17 protein-coding genes are annotated in these 15,869 nt (G+C 73.7%); 14 read left to right on the forward strand and 3 right to left on the reverse strand.

Annotation, left to right across the window (positions count from 1 at the left end; genetic code table 11):
• Positions 1-54: 54 nt before the first annotated feature.
• The 10 genes from ACI79R_RS05730 to ACI79R_RS05775 are packed head-to-tail and all read left to right on the forward strand — an operon-like array spanning position 55 to position 8,879.
• Positions 55-927, forward strand: coding sequence for an FAD binding domain-containing protein (locus ACI79R_RS05730; protein WP_456572617.1), 873 nt, complete (start codon positions 55-57; stop codon positions 925-927).
• A complete protein-coding gene (locus ACI79R_RS05735) occupies positions 924-1,421 on the forward strand; it encodes a (2Fe-2S)-binding protein (protein WP_456572618.1) in 498 nt (165 codons plus the stop codon). Before ACI79R_RS05730 ends, ACI79R_RS05735 begins: the two co-directional genes overlap by 4 nt.
• Entirely contained in the window at positions 1,418-3,784 is a 2,367-nt protein-coding gene (locus ACI79R_RS05740; RefSeq protein WP_456572619.1) for a xanthine dehydrogenase family protein molybdopterin-binding subunit, read from the forward strand. Before ACI79R_RS05735 ends, ACI79R_RS05740 begins: the two co-directional genes overlap by 4 nt.
• Positions 3,781-4,182, forward strand: a complete 402-nt coding sequence (locus ACI79R_RS05745; protein WP_456572620.1) for a Rieske (2Fe-2S) protein — start codon at positions 3,781-3,783, stop codon at positions 4,180-4,182. The genes ACI79R_RS05740 and ACI79R_RS05745 overlap by 4 nt, the downstream gene beginning before the upstream one ends.
• A gap of 7 nt (positions 4,183-4,189) precedes the next feature.
• Positions 4,190-5,551, forward strand: coding sequence for an aromatic ring-hydroxylating oxygenase subunit alpha (locus ACI79R_RS05750; protein WP_456572621.1), 1,362 nt, complete (start codon positions 4,190-4,192; stop codon positions 5,549-5,551).
• A complete protein-coding gene (locus ACI79R_RS05755) occupies positions 5,548-6,075 on the forward strand; it encodes an aromatic-ring-hydroxylating dioxygenase subunit beta (RefSeq protein ID WP_456572622.1) in 528 nt (175 codons plus the stop codon). The genes ACI79R_RS05750 and ACI79R_RS05755 overlap by 4 nt, the downstream gene beginning before the upstream one ends.
• Before the next feature lie 2 nt (positions 6,076-6,077).
• Entirely contained in the window at positions 6,078-6,923 is an 846-nt protein-coding gene (gene hcaB / locus ACI79R_RS05760; protein WP_456572623.1) for a 3-(cis-5,6-dihydroxycyclohexa-1,3-dien-1-yl)propanoate dehydrogenase, read from the forward strand.
• Positions 6,920-7,258 carry an antibiotic biosynthesis monooxygenase gene (locus tag ACI79R_RS05765; RefSeq protein WP_456572624.1) on the forward strand — a complete coding sequence of 113 codons (339 nt, stop codon included), beginning with the start codon at positions 6,920-6,922 and terminating at the stop codon, positions 7,256-7,258. The genes hcaB and ACI79R_RS05765 overlap by 4 nt, the downstream gene beginning before the upstream one ends.
• Positions 7,258-8,139 (forward strand): polysaccharide deacetylase family protein, encoded by an 882-nt coding sequence (locus ACI79R_RS05770; protein ID WP_456572625.1) that lies wholly within the window; start codon positions 7,258-7,260, stop codon positions 8,137-8,139. Before ACI79R_RS05765 ends, ACI79R_RS05770 begins: the two co-directional genes overlap by 1 nt.
• 5 nt (positions 8,140-8,144) lie before the next feature.
• Positions 8,145-8,879 (forward strand): SDR family NAD(P)-dependent oxidoreductase, encoded by a 735-nt coding sequence (locus ACI79R_RS05775; protein WP_456572626.1) that lies wholly within the window; start codon positions 8,145-8,147, stop codon positions 8,877-8,879.
• 4 nt (positions 8,880-8,883) lie between these two features.
• Here the strand turns inward: ACI79R_RS05775 and ACI79R_RS05780 are convergent, their stop codons facing one another.
• A complete protein-coding gene (locus ACI79R_RS05780; RefSeq protein ID WP_456572627.1) occupies positions 8,884-9,651 on the reverse strand; it encodes an SDR family NAD(P)-dependent oxidoreductase in 768 nt (255 codons plus the stop codon).
• Positions 9,648-10,106 (reverse strand): nuclear transport factor 2 family protein, encoded by a 459-nt coding sequence (locus ACI79R_RS05785; RefSeq protein WP_456572628.1) that lies wholly within the window; start codon positions 10,104-10,106, stop codon positions 9,648-9,650. The genes ACI79R_RS05780 and ACI79R_RS05785 overlap by 4 nt, the downstream gene beginning before the upstream one ends.
• 65 nt (positions 10,107-10,171) lie before the next feature.
• Between ACI79R_RS05785 and ACI79R_RS05790 the strand changes: the two genes are divergently transcribed.
• Positions 10,172-11,344 carry an NAD(P)/FAD-dependent oxidoreductase gene (locus ACI79R_RS05790; protein ID WP_456572629.1) on the forward strand — a complete coding sequence of 391 codons (1,173 nt, stop codon included), beginning with the start codon at positions 10,172-10,174 and terminating at the stop codon, positions 11,342-11,344.
• A 49-nt stretch (positions 11,345-11,393) separates the two neighbouring features.
• Here ACI79R_RS05790 and ACI79R_RS05795 read toward each other — a convergent pair whose 3' ends face one another.
• Complete coding sequence (locus ACI79R_RS05795; protein ID WP_456572630.1) at positions 11,394-12,089, reverse strand: GntR family transcriptional regulator; 696 nt, start codon at positions 12,087-12,089, stop codon at positions 11,394-11,396.
• Between the two features lie 271 nt (positions 12,090-12,360).
• Between ACI79R_RS05795 and ACI79R_RS05800 the strand changes: the two genes are divergently transcribed.
• From ACI79R_RS05800 to ACI79R_RS05810, 3 genes are read left to right on the forward strand one after another with little or no spacing between them, the layout of a single operon-like run.
• Positions 12,361-13,377, forward strand: a complete 1,017-nt coding sequence (locus tag ACI79R_RS05800; protein ID WP_456572631.1) for a dihydrodipicolinate synthase family protein — start codon at positions 12,361-12,363, stop codon at positions 13,375-13,377.
• Positions 13,374-14,381, forward strand: coding sequence for an ornithine cyclodeaminase family protein (locus ACI79R_RS05805; protein WP_456572632.1), 1,008 nt, complete (start codon positions 13,374-13,376; stop codon positions 14,379-14,381). Before ACI79R_RS05800 ends, ACI79R_RS05805 begins: the two co-directional genes overlap by 4 nt.
• Positions 14,378-15,847, forward strand: a complete 1,470-nt coding sequence (locus ACI79R_RS05810) for an NAD-dependent succinate-semialdehyde dehydrogenase (RefSeq protein ID WP_456572633.1) — start codon at positions 14,378-14,380, stop codon at positions 15,845-15,847. The genes ACI79R_RS05805 and ACI79R_RS05810 overlap by 4 nt, the downstream gene beginning before the upstream one ends.
• The last annotated feature ends 22 nt before the right edge of the window (positions 15,848-15,869 follow it).

Genomic DNA, 15,869 nt, shown 5'->3' on the forward strand with positions numbered 1-15,869 from the left:
CTCCGACACGCTGTTGTGTATGCAGAATCCACTAGCACGCGGAAGCTGCGACTCGTGAAGCCGGCCCCCTTCACGTACTCCCGCGCGGAGTCCCTCGAGTCGGCTGTGTCGCTGCTGGGTGAGGACGGCGCCGAGGCGCGCGTCCTGGCGGGCGGGCAGAGCCTCGTCGCGCAGATGAACCTCCGCGACGTCCGTCCCGGACGCCTGGTCGACATCATGCGGGCGCGCGACCTGCAGGGCATCGACGCCTCGGACGGGTTCGTGGAGATCCAGGCCGCCGTCCGTCAGGCGCGGGTCGAGGACGATCCGCGGATGGGGGAGCGGGTACCGCTGCTGGCCGAGGCGCTGGCGAAGGTCGCCTACCGCGAGATCCGCAACGCCGGCACGGTCTGCGGCAGCATCGCCCACGCGGACCCGCTCGGCGAGGTGCCGACCGTCGCCGTGACCCTGGACGCCGAGATCGTCGCCCACGGTCCCCGCGGGCGGCGGTCGATCCCCGCCACGGACTTCTTCCGGGCGCGGCACGTCACCGCGCTCCAGCCGGACGAGCTGCTGGCAGCGGTCCGGTTCCCGGCCGCGACCCCCGGCACGGGCAGCGCCTTCGTCGAGATGGCACCGCGCAAGGGCGGCTACGCCATCGTGGGGGCCGCCGCCACGCTCCGGATCGAGGACGGCGTCATCGCCGGCGCGGCCGTGGGCCTGCTCGGCGTGGCCGACACCCCGGTCCGCAGCCGCCGCGCCGAGGCGGTGCTCCGTGGCGGCGCGCCCTCGGAGGCGCTGTTCCGCGAGGCCGCGGCGGCGGCCGCCGGAGACGTCGACCCGGCGGATGACGTCCACGCGACGGCCGCCCACCGCACCCACCTGACATCCGTCCTCACGCGTCGAGCGCTCACCGTCGCCGCGGCCCGCATCCAGGAGAAGGCATGACCACCATCGCCGTCACGGTCAACGGGGTCCAGCGGGAGGTCGACGTCGAGGACCGCACCCTCCTCGCCGACGCCATCCGCGAGCAGCTGGGCCTGACCGGCACGAAGCTCGGGTGCTCGCACGGCGTCTGCGGCAGCTGCACGGTCCAGGTCGACGACGTCGCCGTGCGCTCGTGCCTGATGTTCGCCGTCCAGGCCGACGGCTGCTCGATCCGCACGGTGGAGGGCCTGGCGACCGAGACCGGGGACCTCCACCCGCTGCAGGAGGCGTTCCGCCAGGCGCACGGGCTGCAGTGCGGCTTCTGCACGCCCGGCTTCCTCATGACGGCGGTGGCGCTGGTGGAGTCCGGCGCCCCCATCGACGAGGCCTCGGCGCGCCGGCTGGTCGCCGGCAACATCTGCCGCTGCACCGGCTACGACGGCATCGTCTGCGCCGTCGTCGACGCGGCCCGCAGCATCGCGGCCGCCGCGGCCGGCGAGGGAGCGGTCCGATGACCGTCGAGGAGCGCGCCGGCTTCGCGCGCACCCGCTGGGTCGGGCAGCCCCTCGTCCGGGTCGAGGACCCCAAGATGCTCATGGGCGTGGCCCGCTACGTCGGGGACCTCGCGCCGGCCGGCGCGGTGGAGGCCGCCTTCGTCCGGTCGACGCTGCCGCACGCCCGCATCCGCGCCATCGATGCCAGCGCCGCCCTGGCCCTGCCCGGCGTGCTGGCCGTGTACACGGCCGCGGACCTGGCCGGCACCACGCCGCTGCGCGACCTGGTCGCGATCCCGGAGGTGCAGAGCACGCCGCGGGGCGCGCTCGCCGGCGACCGGGTGCGCTTCGTCGGCGAACCGGTCGCCGTGGTCATCGCCGCCGACCGCTACGTCGCCGAGGACGCCGTCGCCCTGGTCACCGTCGACTACGACCCGCTGCCGCCGGTGGCGTCCGTCGAGGCCGCCGTCGCCGACGGCGCGCCGCGACTGCACGACGACATCGAGGGCAACTGCTACTACCGCGCCGAGGGGGACACCGGCCGCACCGACGAGGTCCTGGCGAGCGCGCCGCACGTCGTGCGCCGCACGCTCCACCTGGCCCGCGCCGTGTCCTCCGCCATGGAGGCCCGGGGCATCGTCGCCGCCCTCGACCCGGCGACGGAGGAGCTCACCTGCTGGATCTCCAGCCAGGCGCCGCACCAGCAGCGCTACTTCCTCTCCCTGGCGCTCGGCCTGCCGGAGAACCGGATCCGGGTCGTCGCGCCGGCGGTCGGCGGCGCGTTCGGGCCGAAGGACTTCATCTTCCCGGAGGACGTCTGCGTCGCCTGGGCCGCCATCCGGCTGCGGCGCCCGGTGCGCTGGATCGAGGACCGCCGGGAGAACCTCACGGCGGCGCCGCAGGCCAAGGAGCAGGTCCTGGAACTGGAGCTGGCGGCCGACGCGAACGGCTGCCTGCTGGCGGCCCGGGGCCGGTTCACCGGGGACACCGGGGCGTACTCCTACTCGGCGCCGGGCGGGCTCATCGACTTCGCGCTCACCGCCCAGGGACTGCCCGGGCCCTACCGGATGGGCTGCTACGCCTTCGAGATCGCCGGGGTCCTGACCAACAAGGCGCCGATCGCGCCGTACCGCGGCGTGGGTTTCACCGCGGCGCAGATCATCCGGGAGATGGCCCTGGACGACCTGGCCCGCGAGATCGGCCTCGACCCCGTCGAGCTGCGGCGGCGCAACCTCCTCGACGGCGCGCCGACCACCTCCCTCACCGGCATGGCCTACGACGGCGGCAGCTACCGCACGTCGCTGGAGCGGGCCGTGGAACTGGTCGACTACGCGGGGTTCCGCGAGCGGCAGGAGGCCGCCCGCGCGGAGGGACGGCTGCTCGGCATCGGCGTCTCGCCGTTCGTGGAGATGACGGCGATGGGCACCCGCTCGGCCCTGCAGAGCGGGGTCAACATCTTCAGCCACGACAACGCCCGGGTGACCATCGACCTCACCGGCAAGATCACCGTCGCGGTCGGGACGTGCTCGCACGGCCAGGGCCACCACACCGCGTTCGCGCAGGTCGCCGCGGACGCCTTCGGGGTCGATCCCGGCGACGTCGTCGTCGTCGACGGTGACACCGGGCGCACCCCCTGGGGGATGGGCACCTTCGCCAGCCGCAGCGCCGTCTTCGGCACGGGCAGCATCCTCGCGGCGGCCACCCGGGTCCGCGACAAGCTGCTGCGGGTCGCCTCGCTCCTGCTGGAGGCGCCCCCGGAGGCGCTCGAGTGCGCCGACGGGTTCGTCGGCATCCGCGGGGTCCCGGAGGCGAAAATCCCCTTCGCCGGGCTCGCCGGCGCGGCGCACTTCGACCCCGGCGTCCGGGAGGCCCTCGGCGACCCGACGCTGACCGCCGAGGCCTTCTTCGACGTGGACCCCACCTTCTCCAACGGGGTCGTCGTCGCCGTCGTCGAGGTGGACCGCGAGACCGGGGAGGTGACGGTCGAGCGGATCTGCGCCGTCGAGGACTGCGGGCCGATGCTCAACCCCGCCCTCGTCGAGGGGCAGGTGCGCGGCGGGGTCGCCCAAGGGCTGGGGCTGGCGCTCATGGAGGACCACGTCTACGACGAGCAGGCCCGGCCGCTGACCACCACGCTGCACGGCTATCTCCTCCCGCACTCGACCGACCTCCCCGAGATCGAGATCGCGCACCTGGAGACGCCGTCGGCGCACACCCCCGCCGGGGTCAAGGGCATGGCGGAGGGCTCGTCCATCGCCACCCCGGCCGCCGTCGCCAACGCGGTGCTCGACGCCATCGCCCCCGCCGGGCGGGACATCGACCGCCTCCCGCTCACGCCGTCGACCATCTGGGCGGCCCTGCACGGAACGGAGAACCACGGATGAGCGGCTTCGTCCGCCTGTCGCGACTCGACGAGATCCCCACCCGCTCGTCGAGGATCGTCGACCACGACGGGCAGAAGGTGCTGCTCGTGCACCTCGAGGAGGAGGTGCGGGCGTACAACGGCCGGTGCCCGCACGCCCGGACGGTGCTGGCCGCCGGACCACTGGTCGAGGGCGAGTTCGTCGAGTGCCCGATGCACGGGGCGATGTTCCGCGCCGACGACGGCGCGCTCGAGCCCGGCCCGGTGAACTGCCCGGGCCTCACCGCGTGGCCCGTCACCGTCGACGACGGGCACATCGCCGTCGACGTCCCGGACAAGCCGAAGGACCAGCGCCCGGCGTGGCGCCCTCCTGCCTGGAACACCACCCCCCGCGCCGCTCAGCGCAGCGCCGACCACTAGGAGCGACATGTCCATCACCTCGCACGACCCACGGCTGACGCTGCGCGACGGGACCTCCCTGCTGGACCTCGTCGACGAGACCGGCGGGCACGTCTCCCGGCGCATCTACGCCGATCCGGAGATCTTCGAGCTCGAGCAGGCGCGCATCTTCCGCAAGGCCTGGCAGTTCCTCGCCCACGAGAGCGAGTTCGGCGAGGCCGGCGAGTACATCACCCGCAACCTGGCCGGCGAGCCCGTCGTCCTCATCAAGGGCGACGACGGCCAGATCCGGGCGTTCCTCAACTCCTGCCGCCACCGCGGGATGCGGGTGTGCCGCGCCGACCGCGACAAGGTCACCTTCATGCGGTGCCCGTATCACGGATGGGCCTACGACAAGCAGGGCTCGCTGGTCGCCGCGTTCGCCGAGGAGCTCTACGACCCCGGCAAGCTGGTCAAGGAGGAGCTCGGCCTCATCCCGGTGGCCCAGGTGGACACCTACCGGGGGATGATCTTCGGCACCTGGGACCCGGCCGCGCCCGGGCTGCACGACTACCTGGGCGACATGCGCTTCTACCTGGACCTGTTCCTCGCCCGGACCGACGCCGGCGTGGAGGTCATCGGCGCGCCGCACATCTGGGACGTGAAGACCAACTGGAAGTTCGCCACCGACAACTTCACCGGCGACAACTTCCACCTGTACACCGCCCACGGCAGCGTGGCCGAGCTCGGCATGCTGCCCCCGGACCCCATGTCGCTGTCCTACGGCCACCTGGTGACCGCCCAGGACGGGCACGTCCTGCACATCGTCCCCGGCCCGCCGGACCCGGCCTTCGAGAACTTCGGCCTGCCGGCCGAGCTGTCGGAGCAGTTCGACCGCAACCTGGGGCCCGCGCAGCGCCGGCTCCTCCGCGACCACGCCTGGAGCGTCGGCACGGTCTTCCCGAACCTGTCGTTCCTCCAGGTGATGGTCCAGGGCGACCTCGACAGCCCGATGGTGCCGTTCCTGTGCTTCCGCGTCTGGGAGCCCACGGGCCCCACCACGACGCGCATCCACTCCTACTTCATGGCCGACAAGGACATGCCGGCCGAGGCGCGGCAGGCGTCCTACCTCGCCTACGTCCGGACCTTCGGCCCCTCGGGCATCTTCGAGCAGGACGACACCGAGAACTGGGAGGACTGCACCCGGGTGAACAGCGGGGTCATCGCGCAGCGCTACGGCCTGCACCACGGGATGGGCCTGCACCTCGAGCCCGACCCCGACTTCATCGGCCCCGGGAAGGCCTATCCGGGCAGCTACGGCGAGCGGACCCAGCTGGCCTTCTACGGCGAGTGGCAGAAGTGGCTGACCGACGGGATCGGCGCCGGCTCCACCACCGAGGTGACCCGGTGACCGCCGCGGCCGCCGAGCGGCTGCGGATCGGCTCGCCGGAGTACGCCGAGGCGGTCGAGTTCCTGTTCGAGGAGGCCCGCCTCCTGGACGCCTACGACTACCGCGGATGGCTGCAGGTCCTCCACCCGGACATCGACTACCGGATGCCGGTCCGCATCACGCGGATGCCCAAGGACGGCCCCGGCTTCGTCGACGGCATGGAGTTCTTCAGCGAGAACCACAGCTCGCTGCGGACGCGGGTCGAGCGGCTGCAGACCGAGCAGGCGTGGGCGGAGCAGCCCGGCTCCCGGGCCCGGCACTTCGTCAGCAACACGCTGGTCGACCGGCTGCCCGACGGCGACCTGTCGCTCACCAGCGCCTTCCTGGTCACCCGGGTCCGGGCCGACTCGCCCTACGACATCTTCACCGGCACCCGCCAGGACGTGCTGCGGCGGGGCGAGGACGGGCGGCTCCTGCTCGTCAAGCGATTGATCCACTTCGACCAGACGGTGCTGCAGGCCATGAACCTCAGCATCTTCTTCTGATCATGGGAGATCGTCTGCGTGGCCTGGTCGCCCTCGTCACCGGTGGTGCCTCCGGCATCGGCCGGGGCGTCGTCGAGGCCTACCTCGCCGAGGGCGCGTCGGTCGTCGTCCTGGACCTGCACCCCGAGCGGCTGGGGGACCTGGAGGACGCCGGCGCGGCCGTCGTCGGCGTCCAGGGCGATGTCCGGCGTTTCGCCGACCACAAGGCGGCGGTCGCCCGGTGCGTCGAGCGGTTCGGCCGGCTCGACGTCCTGGTCGCCAACTCGGGCATCACCGACGCCTTCACCCCGCTGGTCGACCTGGACGAGGAGCTCATCGAGAGCGCCTGCGACGAGATCCTCGCGGTGAACGTGAAGGGCTACCTGCTGGCGGCCAAGGCGGCCCTGCCGGAGCTGCTCCGCTCGCGGGGCAGCATGGTCTTCACGCTCTCCAACGCGTCCTTCTACCCGGACGGCGGCGGGCCGCTGTACACGGCCAGCAAGCACGCCGACCTCGGGCTGATGCGCCAGCTGGCCTTCGAGCTGGCACCGCACGTGCGGGTCAACGGGGTCGCGCCCGGCGGCACGCCGACCGACCTGCGCAAGCCCCGGGCGTTCGGCTCGGACGCCACGGGGGAGCCCCAGCGGGCGCAGGGCGGCCCCGAGCTCGAGGGCATGATCGAGTCGGTGACGCCGCTGCGCATCGCGGCCCGCCCGGAGGACCACGCCGCGGCCTACGTCCTGCTGGCCAGCCCGACCGAGGCCCGCACCATCACCGGCACCGTCATCAGCACCGACGCGGGGCTCGGCATCCGGGGCATCCGGCGGGTCCGTGGCGGGGACGAGCTGCCGGTCGAGCAGCGCCGATGAGCGTCGTGGAGATCATCCGCCTGCCCGTGGCGGCGGCCGACGCCCAGGCGCTGGCCGCCACGGTCCTCGCGGGCCGGGACAGCTACCTCGCCCCGCCCCGGTGCCAGGAGGTGCAGGTCCTGCAGGCGGTCGCGGGGGACGAGGTCGTCGTGCTGGCCACGTGGGCCTCCCAGGCGGCCCACGACGAGGCGGCGGCCGAGCCCACGACCGGTGCGTTCCTCGACGGCGTGGGCCGGCTGGCCGCCGGGCCGCCGTCCGTCGCCTTCTACACCGCGGCCTTCGACACCGCGGCCTTCGACACCGCGCAGCCGGACGCCACCGGAGGAGGAGCCTGATGAACCCGGTCTTCGACTACACGCCGATGCCCGAGCGGACCCTGCCCGGCCTGCCGGGCGGCAACCGGGTCGCCGTCTGGCTCGGGCTCAACGTCGAGCACTACCAGTGGGGGCGCCCGGCCCTGAGCCTCGCGCCCTTCACCGCCGAGCTGGTACCGGACCCGTTGAACTACGGCTGGCGGGACTACGGGCCGCGCGCGGGGTTCTGGCGCCTGGCGCGGTTGTTCGACCGGCTGGAGCTCCCCGTCACCGCCATCGTGAACTCCGCGGTCGTCGAGGAGCACCCGCAGGTGGCCACGGCGATCGCCGAGCGCGGCTGGGCGGTCGTCGGGCACGGCGTGGACAACTCGACGTGGCAGACGTTCATCCCCGAGGCGGAGGAGCGGGGCTACGTCGACGGGGTCGCCGCCACCCTCGAGAAGGGCCTGGGGCGCCGTCCCCGCGGGTGGCTCGGCCCCGCCCTCACGGCGAGCCCGCGCACCCACGAGGTGCTCGCCGCGGCGGGGTTCGACTACTCCCTGGACTGGGCCAACGACGACCTGCCCTACGACCTGACCGTCTCCTCGGGGCGGCTGCTGTCGGTGCCGTACTCCAGCGAGATCAACGACATCCCGCTGTGCACGATCCACCACTTCGACGGTGCGCAGATGGCGGCCGCCATCGTCGACCAGGTCGAGCAGCTGCGCGACGAGGGGGCCGACCAGCCCCGCGTCGTCGGCATCGGCCTGCATCCCTTCCTCGCGGGGCAGGCCTGGCGGACCCGGCACCTGGCGCGGGCACTGGAGCACCTGCGGGGGCTCGACGGGATCTGGTGGACGACGGCCGACGACGTGGCCGACTGGTACGCCGGGGCGGTGCCGGGCGGCGGGACGGCGCCCTGAACGACGTGTCCGGCGGCGACCGGTCGCGGCGGGGAGGCAGGAACCGACCCGTCGCGCTGGTCGCCGGCGGCGCCGGTGACATCGGCGCGGGAGTCGTCGACGCGCTGACGGCCGCCGGCACCGCCGTGGCCGTGCTGGACCTGGAGCCGAACCCGCGCGCCGCGCTGACGCTGCGCTGCGACCTCACCGACCCGGGCGCGGTGGCCGCGGCGGTGGCGGCCGTCCGGGCCGAGCTCGGCGAGCCGGAGCAGCTGGTCTGCGGTGCCGGGGTGGTCCACCGCGCCGCGGTGGCGCAGATGCGGCCGGCCGACTGGCAGCGGGTCGTCGACGCCTCGCTGACCAGTGCCTTCCTCGTGACGCGGGAGGTGCTCCCCGCGATGCAGCGGCGGGGCGGCGGCGCGATCGTGATGCTCAGCAGCGGCCTGGCCCGCAAGGGCTCGGCCTCCGGCGCCCACTACGCGGCCGCCAAGTCGGGGGTGGAGGCGCTGGTCAGGTCGGTGGCACTCGAGCACGCGCGCGACGGCATCCGCTGCAACGCCGTCGCGCCCGGCCCGATCCGGACGCGGATGACCAGCGGGAACGCGAACGTCGACGAAGCGGCTGCCGTCGCGGCGATCCCCATGGGCCGGCTGGGTGAGGTCGCCGACGTGGTCGACCCCGTCCTGTTCCTGCTCGGGCCGGGCGCCGGCTACGTCACCGGTCAGGTGCTCCACGTCAACGGAGGGATGTTCCTGGCCTGACCGGCTACCCGTCGACGCTGTAGCCGCCGTCGACCACGACCACCTGCCCGGTGACGTACGCCGCCAGGTCCGAGCACAGGTAGACCACGGTGCCGGCGACGTCCTCGGGAGAGCCCCAGCGGCCCAACGGGATCCGGGACACGATCCCCGCCGACCGCTCGGGATCCGCGGTGAGCGGCGCGGTGAGGTCGGTGGCGATGTAGCCCGGCGTGACCGCGTTGACGCGGATCCCGTCGGCCGCCCACTCCAGGGCGAGGGCGCGGGTGAGGCCCAGCAGCGCCGACTTGCTCGCACCGTAGGAGGCGGCCCGGCGGACGCCGAAGTGCGCGCTCAGCGAGGCGATGTTGACGATCGATCCGCCGCCGAGATCCCGCATGGCGCCGAGGACGGCCGTCGACGCCGTGACCGCGCCGCCGAGGTTGGTGTCCAGGACGCGCCGCCAGGACCCGGCACTCGTCGTCTCGGTGGGGGAGCGGTCGATGGCTCCGGCGTTGTTCACGAGAATGGAGGGGGCGCCGAGATCGCCGGTCAGCGCGTCGATCGCCGCGCGCAGCGACGGGGCGTCGGCGACGTCGGCCGTGCGCACGGCGACGGCGCACGTGCCCTCGTCCCCGAGCCGGGTCGCCAGCCGCGCCAGCGCCGCGGGGTCCCGCGCGAGGAGACCCACGGCGGCTCCGGCCTGCGCCAGCGCGACCGCCGTGGCGGCTCCGATGCCGCGCGAGGCGCCGGTGACGATCGCGGTGCGGCCGGCCAGGAGCCCTGCCGTGCTCACGACACGGCCTCCCGGTACAGCCGCGCCAGCTCGAGCACGCTGCGCGTCGGCACGGCACCGATCTGGTGCAGCCCCTCCAGCGGGTTGACGTGCACGATCTCGGCCGCCAGCAGCCCGTCCGCCGCGATCAGGAACTCGGCCAGAGCGTGCGTGACCACCTCGCGGCCGGTCGGGGCGAAGGGCCCCCACGCCCCGAGGTGGGACCGCCGGACGACGATCGAGGCGAACACCCGGTCCCCGGCGTCGTGGAGGGTGACCTCCTCGTTGACCAGGTCGGGGAAGGTGGCGAACAGCGCCGCGTAGTGCGCCCGCACCTCGTCCTGACCGCGCAGCAGGTGGTCCTGGGCGGGGATGGCGTACCAGCAGTCGGTGGTGAACGTGGCCATGGTGGCGTCCAGGTCCTGGCGGTCCTCCGCGTCGAGATGGGCGCGGACCAGGTCGACGGCGCTGGTCATCCGGCTCTCCTCCCACCGGCTCGGCGTGCTTGTCCGCCAAGCTGAAGACTGTTTACATTATGGCCGTGGAGCGCATCATCGTCGTCGGAGCCTCGCTCGCCGGACTGAAGGCAGCCGAGACGCTGCGGCGGGAGGGGTTCGCGGGCGAGGTCGTCGTCATCGGCGACGAGGTGCACGCGCCGTACGACCGGCCGCCGCTGTCCAAGGACTTCCTCGCCTCCACCGCCGCGGTGGAGGACGTGGCGCTGCGTCAGGCGCCCGAGCTGGACGTCACCTGGCAGCTGGGCCGCCGGGCCGTCGCGCTGGACGGCGCGGCCAGGCGGCTCGTGCTGGAGGACGGGGGAGAGGTCCGGTACGACGGCCTCGTCGTGGCCACCGGCGCCGCCGCGCGCAGCCTGCCGACCGTGCCGCCGATCGCAGGCGTGACCGCGCTGCGGACGCTGGACGACGCGCTGGCCCTGCGCGAGCTGCTGGCGACCGCGACCAGGGTCGGCGTCATCGGGACCGGCTTCATCGGCACCGAGATCGCCTCGACCTGCCGCTCGCTGGGCCTCGACGTGACCCTGCTGGGGGCGCTCCCGGTGCTGCACCGGCCGCTGGGGCCGCTGTCCCCGGCCGCGGCCGAGCGGATCCGCGCGCACGGCGTCCGCGTCCGCGAGGGGGTGAGCGTCGCCGGCCTCGACGGGGATGATCGCGTCCGGGGGATCCGGCTGGACGACGGGACCACCGAGGCCGCCGACGTCGTCGTCGTGGCGGTGGGCGCGGCGCCGGTGACCGACTGGCTGACCGGCTCGGGCGCCGTGCTCGAGGACGGCGTCGTCTGCGACGCGTCGCTCGCCGTCGAGGGGCTGGACGGCGTCGTCGCGGCCGGAGACGTCGCGCGGTGGCCGCACCCGGCGCTCGGGGGCGGGTTGCTGCGCATCGAGCACTGGACGAACGCCACCGAGCAGGGGGCCGCCGCGGCGCGCCGGCTGCTGCACGGGCCGGACGTCCCGGCGTTCGTCCCGGTGCCGTCGTTCTGGACCGACCAGTTCGGCACCCGCATCCAGGGCGTGGGCCTGCCCACCCTGGGCGACCAGGTCGACGTGGTCGACGGCGACCCGGCGTCGGACCGGTTCGTCGCCGAGTACCGCCGGGACGGGATCGTCGTGGGTGCCATCGCCGCCGGCTCGCCGCGTGCGCTGTTCCCCTACCGCGCCCGGCTCAAGGAGTCGATGGGCCCGCCGCTGGTCGTGTGACGGGGGCCGTGGCCGGCACGACGCCCTCGGGCGTCAGGGCGTCAGGGCGTCAGGGTGCCTCGGTGCCGCTGGGGACCCGGCTGTCCTCCAGCAGGTCCAGCACGCGCTCACGCGTGGCGCCGATGTGCTCCTCGAGCAGCCGGCAGGCGTCGTCGACGCGGCCGGCCGCGACCGCCTCGACGATCTGGCGGTGCTCGGCGTTGGCCTCGAAGTTGCGGTGCACCCCCTCGCCGCGCCCGGCGTGCAGGTACCGCTGGATCCGCGCCGTGAGCTTCTGGGCGAGGTCGAGGGCGAGGTCCGCCCGGGCTGCCGCGTACAGCCGCCCGTGGAACCGGGAGTTCAGCGCGAGCCAGGCCTCGTGGTCCTCGGCCTTCTCCATCTCGTCGCACAGGTCGAGCAGGGCGGCGAGATCGGCCGGGGTGAGGCGACCGGCCGCCCGCCGGAGGAGGTACTGCTCCATGAGCATGCGCAGGTCGAGCACCTCCGCGACGCGCTCCCGGGTCAGCGCCGTGACGACCGCGCGCATGTGCGCCCGGGCGCTGACCAGACCCTCGGCCTGGAGCTGGCGGAGTGCCTCGCGCACCGGCACGCGCGAGATGCCGAAGTGCTTGGCCAGGGCGACCTGGTTGAGCTCCTCGCCGTCCTCGAAGTCTCCTCGGACGATCGCCTCGCGCAGCGCGTCGGCGACGTCGTCCGCGCTGGTGCGGCGGGGGAACTCGCCGGCGCCGGGTGCGAGAGCGGGCATTGCTCCGTCCAATGTCAGCGGGCGCGACCGGGCGGGGACGCCCTGGTCTGCCCCGCATGCTAGCCCGCGCCGGGGGTGCCCGACTCCGCACCGGGCCGCTTCTCACCCTTGCCAGCGAGAGGCCAAGTGCATACAGTTGCCACATGGCACGGTGCCGGGGCTCGGCCGGCGGGTGTCGTCTCCGCGTCGCGGTCACCGGAGCGGTGACCGCAGCCTCCCCGTGAGCAGCAGCCCCAGATCGTCCGGACACGTCGTCATCAGGAGATTCCCCATGGCACTTCCCTACACGCGCGCCGAGGTCAAGGACCGCGCCCGCGAACAGTGGCACGGCGCCTGCAACGTCACGCTGCCCTCCTTCACGGCCGACTTCTCCGCCCTCAACCGCGAGGGCATCGCCCACGACGTGCGACGGGCTGCCGAGCACGGCTTCTGGGGCACGCTGGTCGCCTCCGAGAGCGGCACGACCACCGACGAGTACGTCGAGTTCATGGAGATCGCCAAGGAGGCGGCGCCCGACGACTTCAAGCTCGTCGCGCACCTCTCGTTCTCCACCGTCGAGGAGTCCCTCCGCGCCGCCGACGCGGCCACCGCGCTGGGGTTCGAGGCCGCGCTGCTGTCCTACCCGCCGTCCTTCCGCCCGAAGACGGCCCAGGAGATCGTCGAGCACACCCGGCACGTCTCGGAGAGCACGGACCTCGCGCTCATCCTGTTCGCGGTCATGACGTGGGGCTTCAAGCACCTGGACCCGACCGGCTTCCCGGCCGAGGCGATCGAGGAGATGGCCAAGCTCGACACCGCCGCGGCGCTGAAGTACGAGGCCGGCGGCTCCGCGTCGCTCAGTGCCCTCGTCGACGTGCACCGCCGGGTGGGCGAGCACGTCCTCGTCGAGAACCCCATGGAGCAGTACGGCCCGCTGACCGTCGACCGCCTCGGCGTCCAGTGGATCGGCACCAGCGCCTACGAGTCGTTCGGCGACCGCGTCCCCCGCTGGATGAACCTCCTGCGGGAGGGCAAGTGGGACGAGGCGATGGAGGTGTTCTGGAGCTACCAGGCCGCGCGCGACGCCAAGGGCGCCTTCCACGCCACCTTCGCCGGCGCCAACCTCATCCACCGCAACGGCTGGAAGTACCTGAGCTACCTCCAGGGGTACAACGGCGGGCTGCTGCGCATGCCGCAGATGCGCCTGCTCCCCCCGCAGATGAAGGCGCTGCGCGCCGGCCTGGCCGCGTCCGGCTACGACCTCCCGGAGGACGACGAGCAGTTCTACACCGGCCGGTTCCCGGCATGACCCTGTTCCTGGACGGAGGGGACATCCGGACCCTCGCGACCGACGACGTCTGCCGGGGCGCGGCCCGCTTCGCGCTCGAGGCGGAGACGGCCGGCCGGACCCAGCTGCCCCCGCGCATCGACGTGCCCAGCGCGACGGGCTTCATCCGGACGATGCCGGCCGTCCTCGACGACGTCATGGGTCTCAAGATCATGACGCTGGTCCGGGGGGTCGGGAACCGCTACGTCGTCCTCCTGTACAGCGTCGCGTCGGGCGAGCTCCTCGGGATCTTCGACGCCGACGAGCTGACCCGGCTGCGCACGGCCACCTACACCGCGGTGGCAGCCGAGCTGATGGTCGAGGCGCCGCCGCGACGGCTGGCCGTCGTCGGCTCCGGCTTCGAGGCCGAGGGCCACCTGCGCGCACTGGCCCGGATGTGGTCCCTCGACTCGGTGCAGGTGTACAGCCCGTCGCCCGAGCGGCGCGCGGCCTTCGCCGACCGCATGTCCCAGGAACTGGGCCTCGCCGTGCAGCCGGCCGCCGGTGTCGACGACGCGGTGGCCGACGCCGAGGTCGTCGTCCTCGCGACGAAGGCGACGCAGCCCGTGCTCGACGGTGCCGCCCTGCGCCGCGGCACCACGGTGCTGTCCATCGGCTCGACCCGCCCCGACCTCCGGGAGCTCGACCGGACGACGATGCTGCGCAGCGCGACGGTCGTCGTCGACGACCCGACGCAGGTCCTGGCCGAGTCCGGCGACATCATCGCCGGCTGCGCCGACGGCGACCTGGACCCCGGCCGTCTGGTGGCGGTGTCCCGGCTGGCCCGCGACCCGGGCCTGCTGCGCCGGGAGCCCGACCGGGACCTCCTCACGTTCAAGTCCGTGGGCACGGCCCTGCAGGACCTCGCGCTGGCCCGCGCGGTCCTCGACGTCGCCCGCCTCGGCGGACACGGGCGCGAGCTCGGCGAGCTGGTCCGACTCAAGGCGCCGGCCAACGGCGCGGTGCTGACAGGAGGTCCTCGGTGACGCGCGACGACGCGACGGTGCGCAAGGTGCTGGAGGCCGTTCCCCGCGGGCTCCTGATCGACGGGGAGTGGCGGCCGGCCGCGCGCGGCACCTTCGCCGTGCACGACCCGGCGACCGGGGAGGAACTGGTCCAGGTCGCCGACGGCGACCCCGCGGAGGGCATGGCGGCCCTGGACGCCGCCGCCGCGGCCCAGGACTCGTGGGCGGACACCCCGCCGCGGGTGCGCGCGGACATCCTGCGGGCGGCGTACGACACCACCCTCGCCCGGCGCGACGAGTTCGCGACGCTGATGACCCTGGAGATGGGCAAGCCCCTCGCCGAGGCGCACGCCGAGCTCGACTACGCCGTCGACTTCCTCCGGTGGTTCTCCGAGGAGGCCGTGCGGATCGACGGCGGGTACATGCAGGCCCCCAACGGCGCCAGCCGGCTGCTCGTCACGAGCCGTCCGGTGGGCCCGTGCATGCTCATCACGCCGTGGAACTTCCCCCTGGCCATGGCCACGCGGAAGATCGCCCCGGCGCTGGCCGCGGGCTGCACCTCGGTGATCAAGCCGCCGGAGCTCACCCCGCTCACGACGCTGCTGTTCGCCCAGGTGCTGCAGGACTGCGGTCTCCCGCCGGGCGTCCTCAACGTCGTCACGACCACCACGTCGGGGGAGGTCACCCGGCCGCTGCTCGAGGACGGCCGGATCCGCAAGCTCTCCTTCACCGGGTCCACCGCGGTGGGCAAGGTGCTGCTCGCCCAGTGCGCGACGAAGGTGGTGCGCACCTCGATGGAGCTCGGCGGCAACGCCCCCTTCCTCGTGTTCGCCGACGCCGATCTCGACCGCGCGGTCGAGGGCGCGGTCCTGGCCAAGATGCGCAACATGGGGGAGGCCTGCACCTCCAGCAACCGCATGTACGTCGCCCGTGAGGTCGCCGACGAGTTCGCCCGCCGGCTGGCCGAGCGCCTGGGCAGCCTGCGGCTGGGGCACGGCCTGGACGAGGGGACGCAGGTCGGTCCGCTGATCGACGAGGAGTCGGTGCAGAAGGTCGCCGGCCTGGTCGACGACGCGGTGGCCCGCGGGGCCCGCGTCCTCGCGGGTGGGGGCCCCGTGCCCGACAGCCCCGGCTGGTTCTTCCAGCCCACGGTCCTCACCGACGTCAGCACCGACTCGCGGCTGATGCACGAGGAGGTCTTCGGTCCGGTCGCGCCGATCGTCGCGTTCGACACCGAGGAGGAGGCCGTCGCCTGGGCGAACGCCACCGAGTACGGCCTGGTGGCCTACGTCTTCACCGAGAACCTGGCGCGGGGCCTGCGGGTGACCGAGGCGCTGGACGTCGGCATGGTCGGTCTGAACCAGGGGATCGTCTCGAACGCCGCGGCGCCCTTCGGGGGAGTCAAGGAGTCCGGGATCGGTCGCGAGGGCGGCCGGGCCGGCATCCAGGAGTACCTCAGCACGAAGTACGTCGCGGTTCCCCGCTGACGGGCCCGACCGCACCCGAATC

It is taken from the genome of Blastococcus sp. SYSU D00820, from assembly GCF_054050695.1.